Raw genomic sequence first — 14,417 nt, 5'->3', positions numbered from 1 at the left:
CCTCCCTTCCCATATCCCCGATCTCCAAGAATCAGCAGGTTAGCGGGATTCTTCTGCTAAATCTTTGACTTCAAGGGACTTAAATCTCAAAATATTCAAAACAAAAGAGAAAGCGGCGGGTGACGAGTTCAGCCGCAAAAGAGAAAGGCGACCCGGGTGGGAGTCGCCTTTTTTCTTTCTCTCTATTCTTAGAATATCAAATCGGAGGGGGTAAACCGGACACTTTTCCGAACTTTATATCTTGAGGAGAGTCATGCGTTTAGCTCGATTTTTACAAATTTTGTGACTTGACAAGAATTCGGACGAAAGTGGAACTGTACCGCAAAAGTGGGACACCCAGCGTCGACTAAAATCCTTTGCGATGCGATTGTTCTTTGCGCTCGATATTCCTTCCGAGATCCGACGCTCGCTCACGGACTACGTCGACTCCCTCCGACGGGTGCCGGGCGTGCGGTTCATGGCGCCGGAGAGCTACCACGTCACGCTGAAATTCCTGGGTGAAGTGCAGGACGTAGAGCGCGCGAAAAGCGCGGTGGCTACCGTACGATCGCCGCGATTCGAGGTTGCGTTTTGCGACGTCGGTTTCTTCCCCAATGCGAAAGCGCCGCGAGTGTTTTGGGCAGGCATCCATGCCGACGAAGGCTTGCCAAACCTGGCAACTGCGCTCGAGGATGCACTTGCGCAAGCCGGGTTCCCTCGCGAGGATCGCCCGTTTCATCCGCATCTTACATTGGCGCGCAACGGGTCTGGATCACCCAGGCCGCGCGGTGACGAACAGCCTGTCGCCGGATTCCGCGCGCTGGTGTATCTGGCCGAGAAAAATCCGCCGCCTGAGTTCGGTACAATGACGGCAAGTGAGTTCTTTCTCTATGAGAGCAAGCTGTCGCCGCGCGGGGCGCAGTACAACAAGCTCGCGCGCTTCCCTCTCACCTGAGCGCCGGGTGAGCCAATAGCATGAAGACCTTCGTCCCTATCGCCCTCCTCGCGTATCTGTGCGGCTCGATACCCTTCGGCTTCATCCTGGTAAAGCTTTTCTTGAAAGCCGACGTTCGCCAGACGGGTAGTGGCAATATTGGCGCGACCAACGTTGCGCGCACGGGCGCCAAGGGCCTCGCAGTTCTTACGTTGCTGCTCGACGCAGTTAAGGGTTGGGTTGCAGTGTTCGCTGCGACGATTTTTATCGCGCGCGTCTCCAACCCAGCGAACGTTGATGTTCGGTTGATTCCGGCCTTTGCGGGGCTCTGCGCCATCCTCGGCCATCTCTACCCGGTATGGCTAAAGTTCAAAGGTGGCAAGGGCGTTGCAACCGCACTTGGCGTTTTTCTCGCGCTCGCGCCTACTCCGATCGGAATTGTGCTTGGTCTGTTTGCCTTGGTCGTTCTGCTGACGCATTACATTTCGCTGGGATCGATCCTTGCGGCCGCCGCGTTTCCATTCGTCGTCTATTTCCTGTATCGCAATCAATATCCGGCGGCGACCTACGCCATCATGGGCGCTTCTTCCCTGCTGATCATCTGGCGTCACCGTTCCAACATTCAGCGTCTGATTGCCGGCACGGAGAACCGCTTCCCAGCGAGCAAACCGACGGAGGGCAAAGCGTGAGCCGCATTGCGGTGATTGGCGCGGGAGCGTGGGGCACAGCGCTGGCGATTGTGCTCGGCCGTCGTGGCGGTCACGCCGTGCGACTCTGGGCTTACGAGCAGGAAGTCGTCGCTTCCATTCTGGCGCGACGCACGAATGACCTTTTTCTTCCCGAGGCATCCATCCCAGCGACGGTTACTGTTACGGATTCGCTTACGGACGCACTAAACGGCGCAGAGATCGTCCTGAGCGTGATGCCTTCACACCACGTCCGTCGGCTTTTCACGCAGATGCTCCCGCACCTCAGCGACGACATGGTTTTCGTGAGCGCTACGAAAGGCGTCGAAGACCAGACCTATCTCCGCATGACGGAAGTGATCGAGGAAGTCGTGACTCCGAGGTTTTCTCCTCGCTTGGTTGCGGTGAGCGGTCCGACCTTCGCGAAAGAAGTTGCGAAGGGAGATCCGACCGCGATCACCGCCGCGTCTTCCGACGAGGATCTGGCGCGCACGGTTCAGCACGAGTTTAGCGATCCGCGCTTCCGTGTCTACACCAATCGCGACGTGGTTGGCGTGGAACTGGGCGGCGCGCTGAAGAACGTCATCGCCATAGCGGCGGGCATTTGCGACGGTCTCGAACTTGGGCATAACAGTGTTGCAGCGCTGGTCACGCGCGGACTCGCGGAGATCACGCGCCTCTCGCTTGCCTGTGGCGGGCACATCGAAACTATGGCCGGTCTGGCGGGGCTTGGTGACCTCGTTCTCACCTGTACCGGCGGGCTCTCGCGTAATCGCACGGTCGGTGTCGAACTCGGTAAAGGCCGCAAACTTGCCGACATCATTGCAGGCATGCGCGGCATGGTGGCCGAAGGAGTACTAACGACAAATGCCGCCATTGGCCTGGCGAACAAGCATGGGGTCGAGATGCCGATCACGCAGCAGATGCACGCCATCCTTCACCAAGGTAAATCTCCCAGTGACGCGATTCGCGAGCTGATGTCGCGGCCTTCCACCACGGAAGTTTGGCTGTAAATCGCGAGCAATTCATGTGCCGCATGGGAATATTTTCCCTTCAAATTTGTAATCGTTTGTGTCGTGAAACAAACGTTGCGTTTCGTCCCACCCTGCCTTGACACCAGCAGCTACACCGTTATCTACTAATCGCAATTCGATATAGTCGCATCCTTGGCGACCAGAGATAAGATGTCCCGCTAGTCACTGGAATTGCTCGTTCCAGTCCGAGGGTCAGAATTATCCGCACGGTAAAAGCCCCAGGATGTCTCATTTGTTTCACTAACGTTTTTTCTGCAGCGACAAATTAGATAGTCAATTCGGGAGGTTCGACGATGAGCCATTGGCGGCTTCGCCTGGGCGCGTTGTTACTTGGTTGCTTGTGTGCGGGAAGTCTGTTCGCCCAGGAGATTACGGGCGACATCCGCGGAATTGTGAAAGATGCTTCGGGCGCACTCGTCGCCGGAGCCACCGTTGAGGTAACCAACACTGATCGCAACACGACAATTCGTACCGTCACGACCGATACCAACGGCAATTACGTTGCCGCTTACCTACCCGTCGGTCATTACAAGGTCTCGGTCAAGAAGGAAGGCTTCAAGGCAGCTGAGACCAACAATGTGGTCTTGAACGTGCATGATCGCCTTACGGTGGATGAAACGCTCCAGGTCGGCTCTAGCGGCCAGACCGTAACGGTCAACGAGAATCCCAGCCAGGTGAATCTCGACAACGCGACTGCCCAAGGCGTGATCACCGGCAACCAGGTGCGGCAGCTCACACTCGTCACGCGTAATTACGAGCAGTTGGTTGCAGCCCTTCCCGGCGTTTCGACGAACCTCGCTTCCGATCAGCTGTTCGTCGGCGTAAGCAATCCGGTCGGCACCTCAAACCAGATCAACTTTTCGATTAATGGCACCCGTCCAACGCAGAACAACTGGCAGATCGACGGTTCCGACAACGTGGACCGCGGCGCCAACCTGACGCTGCTCGCCTATCCGAGCGTGGATTCGATCCAGGAGTTCAACGTCCTGCGCTCGAACTACATGCCGGAACAAGGACGCAGCTCAGGCGGACAGGTCAACGTCATCACGCGTTCCGGCACCAGCGCCTTCCACGGCAGCGCGTACGAGTTCTTCCGAAACGATGTGCTGAACGCCAACAACTTCTTCAATAATCGTGCCGACGTTGAACGCCCCGCGATGCGTTGGAACGACTTTGGCTTCACCATCGGCGGACCGATCTACATTCCCGGCCACTACAACACGGAAAAGAACAAGACGTTCTTCTTCTATTCGCAAGAGTGGCGAAAGATCATCACCTACAACACGTTCACCAGCGGCGTGCTGCCCACGTCGGCAAACCTCGGAGGCGATTTCGGAAGCACGATTTGCGTCGCTTTGAATCCCGATGGGACGTGCGCAGCGTTGGGCAATCATGTCTCCACGATTAGTCCCACGGCGCAGGCATACATCAACGACATCTATTCAAAGTTCCCAGCGCCCAACAATGCTGACGGAACGCTCACCTGGGTAGGACGCAACCAGTTCAACTATCGCGAAGAGAACGTTCGCGTTGACCACAATTTCTCGTCCAAGTTCAGCATCTTCGGACGCTACCTCGACGACCAGATCCCAACGCAGGAGCCTGGCGGTCTGTTTACCGGTCTCGCCGTTCCTGGCGTTGCTGTGACCAACACGAATGCTCCCGGACGCAACGCCTCGATTCACGCGACGATTGCGTTCTCGCCCACGACGCTGGCGGACATGGGCTATGCGTACTCGTATGGCGCGGTCATCAGTTCGCCGGCGGGAACCATGGCCTCAGCGAATTCGCCGGATGTGAATCCGACGCTTCCCTTCGGACTCGGTCCGCTGCTTCCGGGCATCGGATTCTTCAATTCCACGCAGGGGCTCGCCGGATTCGGTCCATACAACGACTACAACTACAACCACAACGCGTTCGCTACGTTGACGAAGGTGATTGGAAAGCACTCGCTGAAATTCGGCGGGACCTTCAACTACTACACCAAGGACGAGAACGTGAATGGCTACGGGCTGCAATCGGGCTCCTACACGTTCGCGGATTGCGTGGATAGCAGTGCTACCGTCACCAGCCCGTATCCCTGCTCCGACACCGGCAGCACCGATCAGGAGTGGGCGAACTTCCTCAACGGCAACGTGTCGTCGTTCAACCAGACAAACATTGACTTCCGCGCGCTGGTACATCAGCACCAGTGGGAATTCTTTGGTCAGGATGAGTGGCGTCTCACACCGTACTTCACACTCAGCTACGGCGTGCGCTACTCGCTCTTCCAGGCGCCCACCTACGGCAACGGCCTGCTTACGACCTTCGATCCGTCGAAGTTCGATTCCACCAACACGCCCGCGATCGACAGCAACGGTCTTTACGCGGCCGTGCCATCTGCGCCGTATACCAATGGCATCCTGATCGGCGGCAAGGATTCTCCGTATGGCGATGCCGTGAACCGCACGCCGAAACTCAACTTCGCGCCGCGCTTAGGGTTTGCATGGGACCCGACGCATACCGGCACGACTTCTATCCGCGGCGGATTCGGACTGTTCTTCGATTCACCTGCCGTGAACAGCATGGAACAGTTCCAGCCGGGAAATCCGCCGTTCGTTACTTCGACCTCAATTTCGAACACCAATTTCGACAATCCGGGTTCAGTACAGGCGGCGCCAAACCTGTCACCTCCCGACATTGGCGGCATCGCTCCTAACTGGAAGCAGCCGTACACGATGATGTGGAGCCTGGACGTGCAGCACCAGTTCACGCCGTCCACCATCTTCGACATTGGCTACTACGGCAACGCGGGACGCCATCTTATTGGCGTTGTAGACGTAAACCAAGCGCCACTCGGCGGCTTCCAAGCCCTCGGCATTCCGGGGCCGGTCAGTTCCGGTGACACGCAGAAGCTCAATCAGATCCGTCCGTACCAGGGCTATGCGTCAATCGACTTGTTCTCGCCGGTATTTACGTCGAGCTACAACGGCCTGCAGACGTCGTTCACCAAGCACTTCACCGAGAATTCGATGATCGTGCTGAACTACACCTGGTCGCACGCTCTGGGCACAGCTTCGAGCGACTACCGTGCGCCGCAGTATTCCATGGATATTGGCGCGGAATACGGCAACCTCGACTACGACCGTCGCAACATGTTCACCGCCAACTATGTGTACGACCTGCCGTTCTTCAAGCACCAGCAGGGGGTTGCGGGACACGTGCTCGGCGGTTGGGAAGTCTCCGGATTGTTCTATGCGTATAGCGGGGCGCACTACACCGCGAGCGCATCGCGCGATCCCGGCGGCCTCGGCTTGCGTGATCCGAACACCTTCGAGGGCGGGCGCCCCGACCTCATTGGCAACCCTCAGCAGGGCGCACCGAACCATCTCGACAAGTGGTTCAATACCTCAGCGTTTGCGCTCGTGCCAGCCGGCGACGTCCGTGTGGGTAACGAGCCGCGCGGCGTCATCGTGGGGCCGGGCTACTTCCGTTGGGATGCTTCGCTGTTCAAGAACATCAAGTTCACCGAACGCTTGAACTTGCAGTTCCGTGCGGAAGCTTTCAACGTGCTCAACCACACGAACTTCAACGCTCCCAACGTCAGTGCGACGAGCTCGCTCTTCGGACAGATACTGTCCGCACGCGATCCTCGGCAGCTACAGCTTGCCCTGAAGTTGACCTTCTAAACTCCCACAACTGACTCTTTTGGGCGCCGGCCAAACCGGCGCCCATTTTTTCTTGCGCCGCGCCGACGTCATCGGCACAATCGTGTGACCGCATGCACTTCCCCTTCTACCTGCCGCTCGGGCCGCTGCATCTACCCGCACACCTGATCTTTGAAGCGCTGGCTTACTTCGTTGGATTTCGTATCTATCTTCATCTGCGGCGCACGCGCGGCGATGTGGTACACGAGGACATCCGCTGGTGGGTGATCACGGCTGCCGCTCTCGGCGCTGCGGCCGGTAGCAAGTTGCTTTCGGTACTCGAAGAGCCCAGCTACCTCATTACGCACTGGCGCGAACCGTTTGTGTTGCTGAACGGAAAGACGATCGTCGGCGGACTAATTGGCGGTTGGATCGCTGTGGAGTTCTGCAAGAAGAAGCTCGGCGAACGCGAGCGCACTGGGGATCTATTCGTCCTGCCGCTTTGTATTGGCATAGCGATTGGACGCGTCGGATGCTTTCTCACCGGTCCGGGCGACCATACGTTCGGTGCGGCGTCTTCCCTGCCGTGGGCGATGGACTTCGGCGATGGCGCCCGGCGGCATCCGCTGCCGCTCTATGAGATTGTCTTCCTGCTTGCGCTCTCTGCGTTGCTGTGGCGTGTGCTCAACCGACCGCACGCAAATGGCGATGTCTTCAAGATGTTTATGTGCACGTACATGGGGTGGCGATTTGCGACCGAGTTTCTAAAAGACCGCGAGCCGCTTGTGCTCGGCATTACCGCGATTCAGTGGGCTTGCGTCGGGGTGATATTGTTCTACCTTCCCGATATCTGGCGCTGGCTGCGGCGCCGCGATCCCAAGCTTGCCGTCGCCACAGGAGATTGAATTGCCGAAGACGCGTCCTTACATTTTCTACGACGTCGCCGTTTCGATCTGCGCTCGCTGCTATCGCAAGATTGATGCGAAGATCGTCTTTCTCGACGACAGTGTCTATCTGCTGAAGCGTTGCCCGGTGCACGGCAATGAGAAAGTACTGATCGCGGACGACGTTGATTATTACCGCCGTTGCCGCGAAGTCTTCATCAAGCCTCCAGAGATGCCGGCGGTTTACAACACTCCTGTGAAGTGGGGATGCCCGTATGATTGCGGGCTTTGCTCCGATCACGAACAGCACTCCTGCCTGTCGCTCATCGAGATATGCGACCACTGCAACCTGAGCTGCCCCATCTGTTATGCAGAGAGCGGGCCGTCGCGGCAGAGCTACCGTTCACTGGCGCAGATTGAGAAGATGCTCGATGCCGTGGTTCGAAACGAACTACATCCTGACGTCGTGCAGATATCCGGCGGTGAGCCGACCATTCACCCGCAGTTCTTTGAAGTGCTCGACCTCGCGAAGGCGCGCCCCATTCGACACCTGATGGTGAATACCAACGGTATTCGCATCGCGCAGGATGAGGCCTTTGCCGAGCGACTCGCTACGTACATGCCGGACTTCGAACTGTATCTGCAGTTCGACAGCTTCGAGCGCGAGCCGCTAATGATACTTCGGGGCGCGGATTTGCGCTCTATTCGCCAGAAGGCTGTCGAACGATTGAATGCGCTCGGCATTTCGACGACCTTGGTTGTCACCTTACAGAAGGGCTTGAACGATCATGAGATTGGCAAGACCATTGATTGGGCGCTCGAACAGCCGTGTATCCGCGGTGTGACCTTTCAACCAGTGCAGGATGCGGGGCGCACGGAAGGATTCGATCCCGCGCGCGATCGTCTGACGCTCACGGAAGTCCGGCGCAAAATTTTGGAACAGACGAAAGTGTTCCGGCCCGAGGATGTAATTCCAGTTCCCTGCCATCCCGATAGCCTGGCGATGGCCTATGCGCTGAAACTCGATGGACGGGTGACGCCCCTCACCGGCATGATCGACCCGCAAGTGCTCATCAATGGCGGACGAAACACCATCTTGTATGAACAGGAAGACCAGGTGAAGGACCATATCTTCCGCCTGTTCTCCACGAACCACTCGCCGCAATCCGGCGCGAACACGCTGCGCGACCTGCTCTGCTGCCTGCCGCACATCAATGCTCCCTCAGGTCTCGGCTATCAGAATGTCTTCCGCGTTCTGATCATGCAGTTCATTGACGCGCATGCATTCGACGTCCGCTCGGTAAAGAAGAGCTGCGTGCACATCGTGCATCCAGACGGGCGGCTGATTCCCTTCGACACTTACAACATGTTCTATCGCGACTCGTTGGAACAGACGCGACTCGCGCCTTTGCGGCGGTTGGAAGAGAGCAGGTTCGTTGAGATCGGAGCCGAGGGTGTTTGAGACGGTTGCACAGGTCGATTCTTCCAGCTTCGGATGGCCAGTTTTCTTCGCGTTCCTCGCAGGCCTCGGCTACATCATTGCGGTCGGAGTTTTGTTCGGTTCGGTTGAGCGTATTGAGATGATTCTGTGGGCAGCATTACCGATCTCGCAATTCTTGTATATCGGTCCCTTGATTTATCGTGCTAAAAAGAACGGCTACAGGAGAGCCATGCACGGTTGGATCGTAGGTGCGGCAGTGGCAGCGCTCGTCTTCATGCCGTGCTGGGGTTTGGCCTTCTCGACATCTCTCGAAAAAATCAAATGAGCACTCAACCGCCGATTCCTACTCCCATTCCAACCCCTTCCCAATCCTCCGGAGTCCTACGCGGCTTTCTCGTTTCCTGCGCCATCTCGGCGGGCATCGCGCTAGTTGGGCTCGCAGGCATTGCGGTCGGCTTCGGGCTGATCATCGTCGTCCCTTATGCGCTCATTCAACTGGCGTGGACGCTCCCGCTTTTCTTCTCCTACCGCGGCAAAGGTCAGCACGGCGAGGCCAAAGGCGTCTTACTTTCCATCGCGTTGAACGTGGTTTTGTCCGTCGCGTGCTGGGGCGCGATCCTGACAAACCTGAGTTTCCATTAGAAAGGGCGCTCCCGTAGGAGCGCCCTCGAACTGCAAACAATTTACCGCGAGACGGAAGCGAATAGGTCCGAGTGCAGAAGCGCCTGGAACTGGTGGTCATCGCTCTTGTAGTGGATCCGCAGGCTGCTGCTATCGGAATCCACGGTCATGTTGTCGATGGCGCCCTTTTCGATCGGGCTCGCGCCCATCTTGCGATACATCATGCCGGCCTTGATCAGCGCCGAGAGCGTGCCGGAGGTCATTCCGTCGCTGGTGCTCACGATCAGCTGGAAATCCACGCCGCGGGTGAAGTCCAGCGTGTAGTGGGATCCGCCGAGCCGCTTCTTGATGGTGTCGTAGTCGGCGAGCTTGGAGGCGTCGCCGAGCGCGTTGCGCAGCATGGTCTGGGTGCCCTGTGCATCGAGCACGCTCCACACCGGTTCACTCTCCGCACTTGAGATCTGATCGGTCACGTCCGCGTTGGTCGCGATACCCGGCGTGTCGCCGTTCTGTGCCGAGAGGCCGTCCTTTACTGACTGCGGCTCGCCAAACAGGATCGTGTTCTCATCCAGGAAGGTCATCTGGATGCCGGTCGACACTGGGTACAGAATGCTGTTGAGATACTTTGTGCCGTTGACCTTGCGCTTCCTATATCCGGCAAGAACCTGCTTCTGGTTGAGCTGGCCCTGCGCAATGCCGATGCTCCGCAGTCCGTTCTTCTGGGTGCGGAAGGACACGAAGGTGAGCTGGTCCACGTCCTTGTCAGGATCGATGCCCATTTGCCGCAGCGAGCTTTCCACTTCCTTCAACGCTTCGGGAAGCACACGCGCCTTCAGTTCCATCGCCGTGGGCGAGTTGTGCATGGCGCGATAGTCAACGCTGATAATTTGCTGGGAGGACGCGGGAATCACTGACCGCGCGTTTGAGTTCAGGGGCGAGCCGAACGCCATGCTGCCGGCGAGAAGAGTCCCAACCGCGAGAAGAGCTTTTTTCATGGATATACCTGCAAAGTTAGACGACAGACGCTCTGGAATGTGTGCACACCCAGTATAAAAGTGAATGTCCCGTTCCCGCGCGAAGAAACGCACTTATTCACAATAAGTTGCATGCCCTAGGCGCCCCCTATTTCAGTGCCGCCACCTTCTCGCGCACCCAGCCGGCGAATTCCGCGTCTTGCATGTCGGCGAGGTTGATTTCGACGTTTGCCAGCGCGCCTTCACGCGCTGCCCGCGCCAACGCGAGGCCAGTGGTCAGGTCCGACGCCATCTTGGGATTCGTGATCGGTCGCAGCGACTCCAGGATCGAGATTGTCAGGTGCGCATTTTGGGCCACGCCCAGCGGAACATTCGTCGCCTGCTTTAGCGCCGTTACGACCTCGGTCTGCGCCGTAGGATCAGTTTTAAGTTTGCGGAACGCCTTCACGACTTCTTCGTAGGCTGCCGTGTCGGCGTCGGCCGCGGCTTTGAATTCTTCCCGCAAGCTTGCGAGTTTTCCGATCGCTTCACTCAACGGCGCTTCGTATTGCAGATAGGCTTTCTTGCCCCGCGACATTCCGGCGACCATGGATCCTAGGCCCGCAGCCATCGCGCCCGCTGCTGCCGACGCGCTTCCGCCACCGGGTGCCGCCACAGGCGCTGCGAGTTGTTCGACAAACGGTTCGAAGCCTGCGCGCAGTCCACCGACGGACATCTTGCCGCCCATCACCGCTGCGAGACGGTTCTCGAGGATTAGCGATGAGTCGAAATTCTCGATCTGCAGGAACCACTCGGCCGCATCTTCCAGCGACTTCTTCGGAATCAATCCGACGATTTCGCTCGATAGCGGCATCACGCCGTAGCGGGCAGCCTCGCGCTTCACATATTCGTACACGCGGGCGATCGGCGTCTGGTCGGTGTCGGTAAGGTTCATCGAGACCTGCGCCAAGCCCCGAACGCTGATGCCCATGCCCTTCACGAAGCGCAGTCCACCGTTCGAGAAACGCACTGCCTTCCCGACTTTTTTCGCGACCTCAACGTCGGTCGTGTTGAGATAAACGTTGTAAGCGACGAGGAATTTGCGTGCGCCGACAACAGTTGCTCCAGCGGTAGGATGTACCCGTCGTTCACCGAAGTCCGGGATGCGCGCGTCGTCGGTGGCAATCGAATCGCGAATTCCCTCGAACTGACCGCGCCGGATGTTTTCGAGATTGGTGCGCTCAGGCCGCTGTGCTGCCGATTCGTAGAGATAGATCGGAATCTGGTAGCGCTTCCATATCTCCTCGCCTACATACTTGGCGATGGCCACGCAGTCTTCCAGCGTCACGCCTTCGATCGGGATGAACGGAATCACGTCGCTGGCGCCCATACGCGGATGGGCTCCGGTGTGCTTGGTGAGATCGATCAGTTCGGCAGCTTTGCCGACGCCACGGATTGCAGCTTCAGCAATGTTGGTGCGGTCGCCGACCAGCGTAATGACGCACCGGTTGTGGTCGGCGTCCATCTCGCGGTCGAGCAGGTAAACGCCGTCCACTTTCATGGCGGCGATGATTTCATCAACTACGGCTTGATTGCGGCCTTCAGAGAAATTCGGAACACATTCAACAAGAGTAGAGGGCATATGAATTCGTATTGCGGAGGAATAAAAGCTACTTCTTAAACCAGGTGTAACCAATCTTGAATTGCATCGCGATATTCACGCCAGGATTGTGGTTCCCGATGCTGGCGTTCGAGAGATGAAACACCTTCCCCTGGAACGTCCACGCCCCGTGATCGCTCACAAAGCGGTGCGCACCAAAAGCTGCGCCAGAGGTGAAGTTCGTTTCCGCGGTGTCGCCCTGGGGCATATTGCCGTCGGAAAAGACGACTCCGCCTTCCGCCGCGATGTAAGGCACCCACTTCTGTCCCTTGGTGAAGTTCCACTTCGCGACGAAAGGATTCAGTCCGCCGGTGTAGTAGTTCCGCGACGGCCACAGGATCGTGTATGGACCGCTGTACTCCGTGTATTTCGGGAAGTGGTAGATCTCGACCGGGGTGAGATCGATGTCGTATTCGAAGGTGCCGCGCATCCAGTTGCTGCCGTGCTCGTTGGTGAGCACACGGCCCACGCGAAAGCCGGCGCCGCCAATGTGAACGTCCGAACGCGTGCCGAGGCCGTTGCCATAATCGGCCCAGATGCCGTAGTTCCAGTGGGGAGAACGCACGGTCTCGATCGAATCCTGCGCCACAGCGGCGCACACGCTCAGCAGAAGGAAGGCGAGAAGTAATTGCGGTTTCATGCGAACTCAAGAAGTTAGCAGGTTTGGCTCTTAGATGCCAGTGATCCGCCCCATCCGCGATTCGCGAAATTCCGCCTGTGGTTTTCGGGAACTCGCCTTCTTTTGCCAAATCCATCGTTATTCATCAAGTGTTGAAGATCGCGATTTTAACTATCCATAAGTCATTCCCCGCCGGACGCTCATCCGGCACCGACCAAAGGATCCCGATGTTCCGTTGGCTGTCTTCCCTTTTCGCCTTCACATTCCTTCTCTATCCCGCGCTGGCTCGTGCTGCCACCGAGGCCTGCCCTCGTCCCGCGCTAGGTAGCGTGGTGCAGGAGCCGCCTGATCTCTTTAGCCATAACGGCGTTCTTGAATTGACTCTGACGGCACGCAACGCTGCTGCCACCAACGGCTCCGCGCGGTACTGCTTCATCGATGCCAGCGGCAACGAGTCGCCCACACTGCGCGTGAAGCCCGGCGATCTGGTTACCATCCATCTGAAGAACGAACTGACGAACATCACGCCGGATAAAACATCGCCACACCAGCACCATGCCTCCGCCTCGACCGGTCCTTGTACCGGAGGGGCAATGACGCCGGTGACCACGAATCTCCATTTTCATGGGCTGACCATCCCGCCCACGTGCCACCAGGATGAGGTGCTGCAGACACTGATCCACCCCGGTGATCCGGTCTTCGATTACAGCTTTCGCATTCCCGACGACGAGCCTCCCGGGCTCTACTGGTATCACCCGCACGTGCACGGCTTCAGCCGCGTCGAACTGCTGGGTGGGGCCTCGGGCGCATTGATTGTGGAAGGCACTGAGCGTGCCGATCGCGCTGTGGCGGGACTACCCGAGCGAGTCTTCGTGATTCGCGACCAGGATCTGGTCAATCCCAATGCACCGTCCGCGAAATCGGAACCGGTGATTCCGAAATTCCTGCTCGACAACGATGGCGATGCGGTGAATACCGGCACCGGCTTCGGCAAGCCCGCCAAAGATCTCTCGATCAACTTCGTCACGGTGCCTTACCCGAACTACGAACCAGCAACCATTCTCATGAAGCCGGGGGAACGCCAGCTTTGGCGAGTGCTCAACGCTTCGGCGATCACCTATCTCAATCTCTCGATTTTGCGTAACCGCGCAGCGCAGCGCGTGGGATTGATCGCGATTGATGGAGTGCCCCTGAATCTTAACGGAGGTCCTGCCGACTTTGTCGATTGGCAAACTCACATCGGATTGCCGCCCGGAAGCCGGGCTGAGTTCATCGTCGAAGCGCCGGAGGCTGGCGTCAGCGAGGCCTTCGTCACACATACTGTGGACACAGGCCCAGGCGGCGAGAACGATCCCAATCGGCCGCTGGCGATCATTCGATCTTCAGCCGATGCGCCCGAGCCGCGCGTAAAGCTAGATGCTGCGCCGCAACCGCTTCCGGCCCCCAAACAACCATGGCTCGGCAGCGTGGCGCCGACGCAGGTCCGCAAGTTCTACTTTTCGGAAAAGCTCGACGACCCTAACAATCCCGCGAGCGCCAGTGAGTTCTACATTACGGAGGAAGGCCACACGCCACGCGCCTTCGATCCAAACTCCAAGCAGCCCGATGTCACCGTGACGCAAGGCACTGTCGAAGACTGGATCATCGAGAACCGCTCCTCTGAACTTCACGCGTTCCACATTCACCAGTTGCATTTCATGCTGCTTGATTACGACGGCAAGACCGTGAACGAGCCGTTCCTGCGCGACATCGTAAACGTGCCGTATTTCAACGGACACACACTGTCGTATCCCAGCATTCGCATTCGCATGGATTTTCGCGATCCGAACATCGTGGGAACATTCGCGTTTCATTGCCATCTCCTCGAGCATGAAGATCGCGGAATGATGGCAACGATTCAAGTTGTGCCGAGCGAGACTACGAGAAATACCCCGTCAAAAGCGGCCTTAGACGCACCAAAAGGTGTGGCGCGGTAGCACC

At 57.9% G+C, this 14,417-nt stretch carries 12 protein-coding genes; 9 read left to right on the top strand and 3 right to left on the bottom strand.

Annotated features, from left to right (window positions below; translation table 11 throughout):
* Positions 1–361: 361 nt before the first annotated feature.
* The 8 genes from thpR to ACID345_RS10975 all read left to right on the top strand — a co-directional run bounded on the left by thpR (position 362) and on the right by ACID345_RS10975 (position 9,226).
* Positions 362–934 carry an RNA 2',3'-cyclic phosphodiesterase gene (thpR, locus tag ACID345_RS11010; RefSeq protein WP_011522941.1) on the top strand — a complete coding sequence of 191 codons (573 nt, stop codon included), beginning with the start codon at positions 362–364 and terminating at the stop codon, positions 932–934.
* 20 nt (positions 935–954) lie between these two features.
* The gene (plsY, locus tag ACID345_RS11005) at positions 955–1,602 is read left to right on the top strand and encodes a glycerol-3-phosphate 1-O-acyltransferase PlsY (RefSeq protein ID WP_011522940.1); all 648 of its coding nucleotides are present in this window, start codon (positions 955–957) and stop codon (positions 1,600–1,602) included.
* Positions 1,599–2,612 carry an NAD(P)H-dependent glycerol-3-phosphate dehydrogenase gene (locus tag ACID345_RS11000; protein WP_011522939.1) on the top strand — a complete coding sequence of 338 codons (1,014 nt, stop codon included), beginning with the start codon at positions 1,599–1,601 and terminating at the stop codon, positions 2,610–2,612. Before plsY ends, ACID345_RS11000 begins: the two co-directional genes overlap by 4 nt.
* 314 nt (positions 2,613–2,926) lie before the next feature.
* The gene (locus ACID345_RS10995; protein WP_011522938.1) at positions 2,927–6,301 is read left to right on the top strand and encodes a TonB-dependent receptor; all 3,375 of its coding nucleotides are present in this window, start codon (positions 2,927–2,929) and stop codon (positions 6,299–6,301) included.
* Positions 6,302–6,393: 92 nt separating this feature from the next.
* The gene (locus tag ACID345_RS10990; RefSeq protein WP_011522937.1) at positions 6,394–7,164 is read left to right on the top strand and encodes a prolipoprotein diacylglyceryl transferase; all 771 of its coding nucleotides are present in this window, start codon (positions 6,394–6,396) and stop codon (positions 7,162–7,164) included.
* A 1-nt stretch (position 7,165) separates the two neighbouring features.
* The gene (locus tag ACID345_RS10985) at positions 7,166–8,605 is read left to right on the top strand and encodes a radical SAM protein (RefSeq protein WP_011522936.1); all 1,440 of its coding nucleotides are present in this window, start codon (positions 7,166–7,168) and stop codon (positions 8,603–8,605) included.
* Positions 8,598–8,909, top strand: coding sequence for a hypothetical protein (locus ACID345_RS10980; RefSeq protein ID WP_041855628.1), 312 nt, complete (start codon positions 8,598–8,600; stop codon positions 8,907–8,909). The genes ACID345_RS10985 and ACID345_RS10980 overlap by 8 nt, the downstream gene beginning before the upstream one ends.
* Positions 8,906–9,226 carry a hypothetical protein gene (locus ACID345_RS10975; RefSeq protein ID WP_011522934.1) on the top strand — a complete coding sequence of 107 codons (321 nt, stop codon included), beginning with the start codon at positions 8,906–8,908 and terminating at the stop codon, positions 9,224–9,226. Before ACID345_RS10980 ends, ACID345_RS10975 begins: the two co-directional genes overlap by 4 nt.
* A gap of 41 nt (positions 9,227–9,267) precedes the next feature.
* On the opposite strand, the gene ACID345_RS10970 is transcribed toward ACID345_RS10975, so the two are convergent.
* The 3 genes from ACID345_RS10970 to ACID345_RS10960 all read right to left on the bottom strand — a co-directional run bounded on the left by ACID345_RS10970 (position 9,268) and on the right by ACID345_RS10960 (position 12,458).
* Positions 9,268–10,200 carry a hypothetical protein gene (locus tag ACID345_RS10970; RefSeq protein ID WP_011522933.1) on the bottom strand — a complete coding sequence of 311 codons (933 nt, stop codon included), beginning with the start codon at positions 10,198–10,200 and terminating at the stop codon, positions 9,268–9,270.
* A gap of 127 nt (positions 10,201–10,327) precedes the next feature.
* Positions 10,328–11,800 carry a glutamate formimidoyltransferase gene (ftcD, locus tag ACID345_RS10965; protein WP_011522932.1) on the bottom strand — a complete coding sequence of 491 codons (1,473 nt, stop codon included), beginning with the start codon at positions 11,798–11,800 and terminating at the stop codon, positions 10,328–10,330.
* Positions 11,801–11,828: 28 nt separating this feature from the next.
* Positions 11,829–12,458, bottom strand: a complete 630-nt coding sequence (locus tag ACID345_RS10960) for an acyloxyacyl hydrolase (protein ID WP_011522931.1) — start codon at positions 12,456–12,458, stop codon at positions 11,829–11,831.
* 206 nt (positions 12,459–12,664) lie between these two features.
* Between ACID345_RS10960 and ACID345_RS10955 the strand changes: the two genes are divergently transcribed.
* Positions 12,665–14,413, top strand: a complete 1,749-nt coding sequence (locus ACID345_RS10955; RefSeq protein WP_011522930.1) for a multicopper oxidase family protein — start codon at positions 12,665–12,667, stop codon at positions 14,411–14,413.
* The last annotated feature ends 4 nt before the right edge of the window (positions 14,414–14,417 follow it).

The organism is Candidatus Koribacter versatilis Ellin345 (genome assembly GCF_000014005.1).
Classification (GTDB): domain Bacteria; phylum Acidobacteriota; class Terriglobia; order Terriglobales; family Acidobacteriaceae; genus Korobacter; species Korobacter versatilis_A.
The sequence above is the reverse complement of the archived record's forward strand: the minus strand, read 5'-3'. Positions and strand labels throughout refer to the sequence as shown.

Excerpts from the sequence above, each read along its gene's own strand:
- thpR (WP_011522941.1), top strand. The coding sequence starts at position 362 with ATGCGATTGTTCTTTGCGCTCGATATTCCTTCCGAGATCCGACGCTCG.
- plsY (WP_011522940.1), top strand. The coding sequence starts at position 955 with ATGAAGACCTTCGTCCCTATCGCCCTCCTCGCGTATCTGTGCGGCTCG.
- ACID345_RS10995 (WP_011522938.1), top strand. The coding sequence starts at position 2,927 with ATGAGCCATTGGCGGCTTCGCCTGGGCGCGTTGTTACTTGGTTGCTTG.
- ACID345_RS10990 (WP_011522937.1), top strand. The coding sequence starts at position 6,394 with ATGCACTTCCCCTTCTACCTGCCGCTCGGGCCGCTGCATCTACCCGCA.
- ACID345_RS10975 (WP_011522934.1), top strand. The coding sequence starts at position 8,906 with ATGAGCACTCAACCGCCGATTCCTACTCCCATTCCAACCCCTTCCCAA.
- ACID345_RS10970 (WP_011522933.1), bottom strand. The coding sequence starts at position 10,200 with ATGAAAAAAGCTCTTCTCGCGGTTGGGACTCTTCTCGCCGGCAGCATG.
- ftcD (WP_011522932.1), bottom strand. The coding sequence starts at position 11,800 with ATGCCCTCTACTCTTGTTGAATGTGTTCCGAATTTCTCTGAAGGCCGC.
- ACID345_RS10960 (WP_011522931.1), bottom strand. The coding sequence starts at position 12,458 with ATGAAACCGCAATTACTTCTCGCCTTCCTTCTGCTGAGCGTGTGCGCC.
- ACID345_RS10955 (WP_011522930.1), top strand. The coding sequence starts at position 12,665 with ATGTTCCGTTGGCTGTCTTCCCTTTTCGCCTTCACATTCCTTCTCTAT.